Annotated in this window: 7 protein-coding genes; 1 reads left to right on the top strand and 6 read right to left on the bottom strand. The window is 58.8% G+C overall.

Going from position 1 to position 6,802, the window contains the following annotated elements:
* From JKG68_RS30280 to JKG68_RS34400, 6 genes are all read right to left on the bottom strand, one after another.
* Positions 1-268, bottom strand: a 268-nt coding sequence (locus JKG68_RS30280) for a helix-turn-helix domain-containing protein (RefSeq protein ID WP_202065945.1), incomplete at its 3' end; no start/stop codon positions are given.
* Positions 269-789: 521 nt separating this feature from the next.
* Positions 790-1,830, bottom strand: coding sequence for a recombinase RecA (gene recA, locus JKG68_RS30275; RefSeq protein ID WP_202065943.1), 1,041 nt, complete (start codon positions 1,828-1,830; stop codon positions 790-792).
* A gap of 561 nt (positions 1,831-2,391) precedes the next feature.
* The gene (locus JKG68_RS30270) at positions 2,392-3,093 is read right to left on the bottom strand and encodes an IS6 family transposase (RefSeq protein ID WP_210346498.1); all 702 of its coding nucleotides are present in this window, start codon (positions 3,091-3,093) and stop codon (positions 2,392-2,394) included.
* Between the two features lie 312 nt (positions 3,094-3,405).
* A complete protein-coding gene (locus JKG68_RS30265) occupies positions 3,406-4,641 on the bottom strand; it encodes an NAD(P)/FAD-dependent oxidoreductase (protein WP_202065940.1) in 1,236 nt (411 codons plus the stop codon).
* 19 nt (positions 4,642-4,660) lie between these two features.
* Positions 4,661-5,683 carry a 4-hydroxyproline epimerase gene (locus tag JKG68_RS30260; RefSeq protein ID WP_202065937.1) on the bottom strand — a complete coding sequence of 341 codons (1,023 nt, stop codon included), beginning with the start codon at positions 5,681-5,683 and terminating at the stop codon, positions 4,661-4,663.
* 73 nt (positions 5,684-5,756) lie between these two features.
* Positions 5,757-5,891, bottom strand: a complete 135-nt coding sequence (locus JKG68_RS34400) for a hypothetical protein (protein ID WP_281399266.1) — start codon at positions 5,889-5,891, stop codon at positions 5,757-5,759.
* Positions 5,892-6,038: 147 nt separating this feature from the next.
* On the opposite strand from JKG68_RS34400, the gene JKG68_RS30255 reads away from it, so the two are divergent.
* Positions 6,039-6,725 (top strand): GntR family transcriptional regulator, encoded by a 687-nt coding sequence (locus tag JKG68_RS30255; RefSeq protein ID WP_202065935.1) that lies wholly within the window; start codon positions 6,039-6,041, stop codon positions 6,723-6,725.
* Positions 6,726-6,802: the final 77 nt, after the last annotated feature.

Here is a 6,802-nt window from a genome sequence, read left to right as displayed (position 1 = left end):
CCCGATCCAGCAGCCGGCCCAGCCGCGTCCAGGCCTTCTCATCGAGGCGGGGCGATGGTCCCGGGATGGGGCGCGCTTCCAGACCACGCGGGCCCTCCTGGGCCAGGGTGGCAGCCCAGCGGCAGACACTGGCACGGCTGACCCCCACACGCCGGGCAATGTCTGCTTGAGAGAGCTGTCCCTGGCGCAACAGCGTCGCGGCCACCAGGCGACGCTCCTCCATCTGCTCCGGCGTCAGATGCGTCGGCCGCCAAACGTTGCCTTCCATCGCGCACCTCCTCACGATGACGGACACTGCCCTACGTTACACCTGTCGCGTGAAGATCAATAAAAGCCGTAACCGCCTTGCTGGTTATTCAGTGTTGTTGGGTAGTGGACGTCATTCTGAACGCCTACGACGAACAGCATTGAGGAACCATCCTAAGCAAGATCAGCCGTGAAATAGCGCCAAACCAGACACTGCCAAACCGATGTTCTCCCTTCGTCCAAGGTGGCGAGGTTTATTGCACAAACCTTGCGCGCTCCCCTTTTAGAGCCAGCCTGTACCTACTGAAGGGCAGCCAATGCCTCACTGTCGTTTGCATGCTTGTCCGGCCGGGTCTTGCCTGCGGTTTCAATCCGTCTTGATCACTTGACGAGAACCGCGCGCCTGAGAACATCTCGCCCCACATCGAGAGCAGAATCGGGCCATGTTCCGGGCTACTCGACTTGGCACGAGGTCGCGGGCTGCGCCGGCACGGCAATGCGGCTATTATCGTTTTAATGGGCCGCCTCTTGGGGCTTTCGCCCTTATGCCGCATCCTCATCTACCGGAGCACCGTCCGAATCGTTGGCCTGCAACTCAGCCATCAGTAGACCGGCGTTTTGGCGGATCTTGCCTTCGATCTCGGCCGCAATCTCCGGATTGTCCTTGAGGAAGGTCTTGGAGTTCTCACGGCCCTGCCCTAGGCGCTGGCTGTCATAGGAGAACCAGGCGCCGGACTTCTCCACCACGTTGGCCTTCACTCCAAGGTCGATGAGCTCGCCCACCTTCGAGATGCCCTCGCCGAACATGATGTCGAACTCGACCTGTTTGAAGGGCGGAGCGACCTTATTCTTGACGACTTTTATCCGCACCTGGTTGCCGATCGGCTCATCTCGATCCTTCAGGGTCGAAGTCCGGCGGATATCCAGACGCACGGAAGCATAGAACTTCAGCGCATTGCCGCCTGTCGTCGTCTCAGGGCTGCCGTACATGACGCCGATCTTCATGCGGATTTGGTTGATGAAGATCACCATCGTCTTGGTGCGGCTGATCGAACCGGTGAGCTTACGCAGCGCCTGGCTCATCAGGCGGGCCTGAAGACCGGGACGGCTCTCGCCCATCTCGCCCTCGATCTCGGCTTTGGGCGTCAGGGCCGCAACCGAGTCGATGACCAGCACATCGACAGAGCCCGAGCGGATCAGGGTATCGGCGATCTCAAGCGCCTGCTCGCCATTATCTGGTTGGGAGATCAGGAGATCATCAAGATTTACACCCAACTTTCGCGCATAGGCCGGATCGAGTGCATGCTCAGCATCGATAAACCCGCAAACGCCGCCTGCTTTCTGCGCTTCGGCTACGGTCTGGAGGGCCAGCGTCGTCTTGCCTGAGGACTCCGGCCCGTAGACCTCGATGACGCGACCTCTGGGAAGGCCACCCACACCCAGAGCGATATCGAGCCCGAGAGAACCAGTCGAGATCGTCTCCACCTCAACAACCTGACCGCTACCAAGACGCATGATCGAGCCTTTACCAAAGGCACGCTCAATTTGTGCCACCGCAGTTTCGACCGCTTTGTTCTTGTCCATGCTCATCTCAGCTCCGCTTCTATGACTTTTGATTATTCACTTTAAGGGATATGGATTCCGAATACCAGAACAAATCAGGAACTAAGATAAACTGTGAGCACTATTTACGGCTAAGCTTTCATCTACAGTGGAGGATCGACAGGCCAACACCATGTGGCCATCGACTGTAGGGCGTATCGCCTCTTCGAATCATTCGAGATCAGGGCGCTTTATTGTAATCCTCATCAAGGCTCCCTTCCTTCAAGGAAGGAGCGCCCACATCGGAGGATAAGCAATGAAGCCGGTACTTTCGAAAGCTCGAGTGGTGCGCGAGATCCAGCAGCCTTTGCACTTCAGCCACGTTTTGATCAATTCAGCCATGTGCCCGGGCTCACGTACCAGGGTCGCCTGAGCCGCCCGGCCAGACATCGCTTGACAGCCTGTATCATGACGCAAGAATTGTCTCGTCTTGACGGAGAAGCTGCCGTGGATGTGGTCGTGACGCCTGCGGAGTTCAAACCAGGGGTTCTGTCGCGAATTTGAAGCGGAGCCGAGAAGATCGAGAGGAGGCTCGCTTAGGGATTACGCAGCAAGCTGCTCGAACTGTTCAGCGAGTGATGGTTGCGGAATTTGGGCATGCTTTGCCTGTCCCTTGCGGACCATGTGAACCATTTCGATCCCACCCAGGATTGCGCGAGCGGTGGTTATGGACTTGAATCCGAGCATCGGTCGAATCCGCCGCTTAACCGCGCGATGATCTTGTTCGATACGATTATTGAGGTATCGACTCTGCCGGATCCTGATTGGCTTGAGCCGACACCTTGAGTGATCGCGCAAACGGCTCTCTGTATCAGACGACAGGATCGCCTCCCGGTTGGCCTGGCTGCCGTCGATGACGATGCGCTCGGGTCGGCCGTGGCGCTTAAGCGCTATGCGTAGGAAGCGCTTGGCAGCAGTCAGATTGCGCTGCTCACTGAACCAGAACTCGACGGTGTCGCCGTTGCTGTCGATCGCTCGGTACAAGTACATCCACCGGCCACGGACTTTGATGTATGTCTCGTCAACATGCCACCTTCTGGTGACGGCTCTCTTTCGCCGATTGAACTGTTCCAGCAAGAGCGGCGCGTAGTGAACGGTCCAGCGATGAATGGTGGCATGATCCACCATCACGCCTCGTTCGGCCATCATCTCTTCAAGATTGCGCAGGCTGAGGCCATAGGCCAAGTACCACCGGACACAGAGCAGGATCACCGATCTATCGAAATGCCTGCCCTTGAACACCATGGCCTCCGCAACTGTGACTCTGGGTACAATAGCTGAAACTCTGAAACGAAGCGTTGCGACAGAGCCTGGTGACGTCACCACAGTTACGTTTGCTGTGTGGCACTCTCCCTGGGAGGCGATGGCCGCAACGCCCTGGCTGGAGATTTCGATCTACTGACACCAGCCGGGGTGTTTTTATTTCAGAGCAACTCCTCAGTGGTTTCGACCGTAGCCAAGCGGACGGGCATTGTTCCATCCCTCACGTACGCCTGCATCTGGTCACCCTGACGGTGCCGACATGACAAGGCCCTCCTTACCACTCATCCAATGATCTCAAAAGCGCTGCGGCAGGAAGGGATTCAAGTCTATACCTACGGGCTTCCGTTCGAGCAAATCGGCGACGAGCCGCGATGTGATCGCAGCTTGCGTCAGACCGTAGTGCCCGTGACCGAAAGCATAGACGATGCGCTCGTCCTTTCCGGCAGGTCCGACGACCGGCAGGGAGTCTGGGATCGAAGGGCGGAAGCCCATCCACCGCTTTGCGGGCGTCTCAGCCTGGAGGTGGGGAAGGAAGCCCGTCAAACGCTGCACCATCGCGTCGGTTCGGCTGTGGTTCGGCGGGGCCTCAAGCCCTGCGAACTCGACGGCGCCGCCGACTCGGTCACCCGTGTCGAGCGGCGTGGCGACGAAGCCTTCGCCTTCGAACATGATCGGCCGGATAAGGCTGAACGTCCCCTTCGCATAGGTAGCGTTGTAGCCTCGCTCCGTGTCGAGCGGGATGCGATCGCCAAGCTGCTGTGCAAGGGAGCGCGACCACACACCGGCAGCGACAACGACTTGGTCAGCGATGATCTCCGCCGTCGCGCCGTCCGTGCGGACGTGAACGCCCCCCTCCCTTGGTTCAAGCCTTAATGCATGCTCCGGCACATGCGTGGCTCCCCGCTCAAGGGCAATCCGCATCAGGTCGGCGGCCAGGAGAGCAGGATCGGAAACATGGCACGCATCCGGATACAGCACGGCGGCTTCCGCATTGCGTAGAGCCGGCTCCAAGCGGGCGAGATCGTCCAGGGTTAGGATATCGACCGGAATCCCGAAACTCCGCTGGCGCTCAAGGATATCCTGTGCCTGCACGAAGGAGCTGTGACGCCGCCAGACCGAGAGGATGCCCCGTTCTCTGAGGTGATCGTCCAGGTTCAGCGAAGACAGAAGTCCCTTCCAGGCCGGCAGCGCCTCGGCATTGATGTCGCGAATGGCCGTAATGCTCGCTTTGATCCGGTGAGGCGAGGAGGCCAGGATGAAGCGCGCCAGCCACGGCGCGAGCTGCGGCAGATATCCCGGACGGATCGTCAGGGGACCGAGCGGATCCAACAGCCATCGGGGGAGGTTCCTCCAGGCCTTGGGAGAAGCCAGAGGCATAATATCGGTATGCGCGATCCAGCCGGCATTGCCGTCCGTCGGGCGCCCCTGCTTGCCGCCGGGTTCCACCAGTACGACCTCGTGCCCCCGGTCCAGCATCGCATGCGCAGTGGCAAGCCCCACGATGCCCGCGCCGATGATCGCAACCCGCATGGTTCTACCTCGAAAAGGCTCAGGCCGGGCGGCTCTGGTCGACGACCTGGAAGCCGTTGGCGAAGGGGTCGCGATCGTCGATGAAGATCGTGTTGAAACCTGTGACCCGCGCCCAGCCTTCGATGGACGGGATGATGGCATCCCGGTCTCCAACTGTTGTCCGCCCCTCGATGCGTCCGACGAAGGTGGAGCCGATAATGCTTTCATGAATGAACTCGTCACCCTCCTTGAGCTCGTTGCGGGCGGCGAGGTGCGCCATCCGGGCTGAGGTTCCTGTGCCGCAAGGCGAGCGGTCGATGGCCTTGTCGCCATAGAACACGGCGTTGCGCGCCGTGCCGCCCTCGGTCTGCGGACGGCCCGTCCACAGGACGTGAGTCAGGCGATTGATGTTCGGGTTCTCGGGGTGGGCGATCTGGTAGCGGGCGTTGAAAGCTTCCCGCAGCTTCGGGCTCCAGCGCAGGATGTCCGAAGGGTTGACGGCGGACAGGTCGGAATAGAGCTTCTGCGGCTCGACGATGGCATAGAAGTTGCCGCCATAGGCCACATCCACCATCAGATGGCCCAGTCCCTCGACCTCCACCTCATAGCCGGTTCCATACAGGAAGGACGGGATGTTGGTGATCCGAACACGCTCGATAAAGGGGCCGTTCTGCTCGTAGCGGGCCTCGACGACGCCGGCCGGCGTATCGAGCCGCAGGAGGCCTGGTGTCTTGGGATGGATCAACCCATTCTCGAGGGCGATCGTCACCGTGCCGATGGTGCCATGACCGCACATGGGCAGGCAGCCGGATGTCTCGATGAAGAGAATGCCCACATCGCAATCCGGCCGCGTCGGCGGATAAAGAATGGAGCCGGACATCATATCATGACCGCGGGGCTCGAACATCAAGCCGGTGCGGATCCAGTCGTACTCCGCCAGAAAGTGCTGCCGGCGGTCGAACATCGACGCGCCCTGCAACTGGGGAATGCTGCCGCCGGAAACCACGCGAACCGGATTGCCGCAGGTATGGCCGTCGATGCAGAAGAAGGTATGGCGCGCCATGGCCTCACTCGCTGTTCAAAGAGATGACTGTCAAGGAAGAATAGGCAGGACTCCATGCCCCACCATGTTATTATTAGGCCGCAGGTGTGAGGTCCACCCCAAACGGCTTCGGAAATGCTTTGAGGGCGTCGGTCTGGATCTCGCAGCTCGACTTGAACAGGATCTTGACTGCGGGAAAGATGTACTCCCAGTCAATTTCTTTCGCCATAAGGCTCCTGCTCCTGCTATACAGCATTGAACTTCGTCAACGTAGATTGTATAAAATCCTCGATGTCAAGCCGATCTTTTGTCCGTCTGCTATAGAGCAATAAGATCCATTCTTTCCTAGGATCTGCAACTAACGATAGTGACAGCTATGCCCCTTGCCAGACCCGCTCAAAAGTCCCTTCAACACAGGACCATCGCCTCTGCCGTTGCGGAGGAATTGCGACGCAGGATCGTGGATGGGGAGTTCAAATCTGGTTTCCAGCTTCGTCAAGATGCACTGGCTACGGAGTTTAGTGTCAGCCGCATCCCAGTGCGCGAGGCTCTGATGCAGCTCGAAGCTGAAGGGCTGGTGAAGATTCTTCCACATCGCGGCGCAATCGTTTCAGAGCTGTCTATGGAGGAGGTTCAAGAACTCTTTGAACTCCGAGCGCTACTAGAACCAAGGCTCCTCAAAGCCTCTGCCAGACATCTGACGGAAGTGGACTATGATCGGCTTAGTCAAATCCTTCAAGAATACAGCTCGGAACTGCGTGCTAAGCACGTCAGACGCTGGGGTGAGCTGAACACGGAGTTCCATAAAGTGCTGTACCAGCATGCTCGACAGCCGCGCGCGCAGGCAATTGTTGGGGGCCTACTTCAGGAATGTGACAGACATACCCGGCTTCAGCTTTCGCTAACAGGTGGCATGGAGCGTGCTGAAGTCGAGCACGCTGAACTCGTGCGCCTCTGCAGGAGTGGCAAAGTCTCAGCGGCTTGCGCACTCCTGAAAACGCATATCGAAGATGTCGGCAAGTCGCTCCGCAATTACTTCGAAGAGCATAACAAAACGACTTAGAAGTAGTCGGCCCTGAACAATGCCGTTTGATCAGGCGGCGATTGGCTTCCAGGGATCGTTGGGCTTATCCGATTGCG

It is taken from the genome of Microvirga aerilata, from assembly GCF_016743775.1.
Classification (GTDB): domain Bacteria; phylum Pseudomonadota; class Alphaproteobacteria; order Rhizobiales; family Beijerinckiaceae; genus Microvirga; species Microvirga aerilata.
The sequence above is the reverse complement of the archived record's forward strand: the minus strand, read 5'-3'. Positions and strand labels throughout refer to the sequence as shown.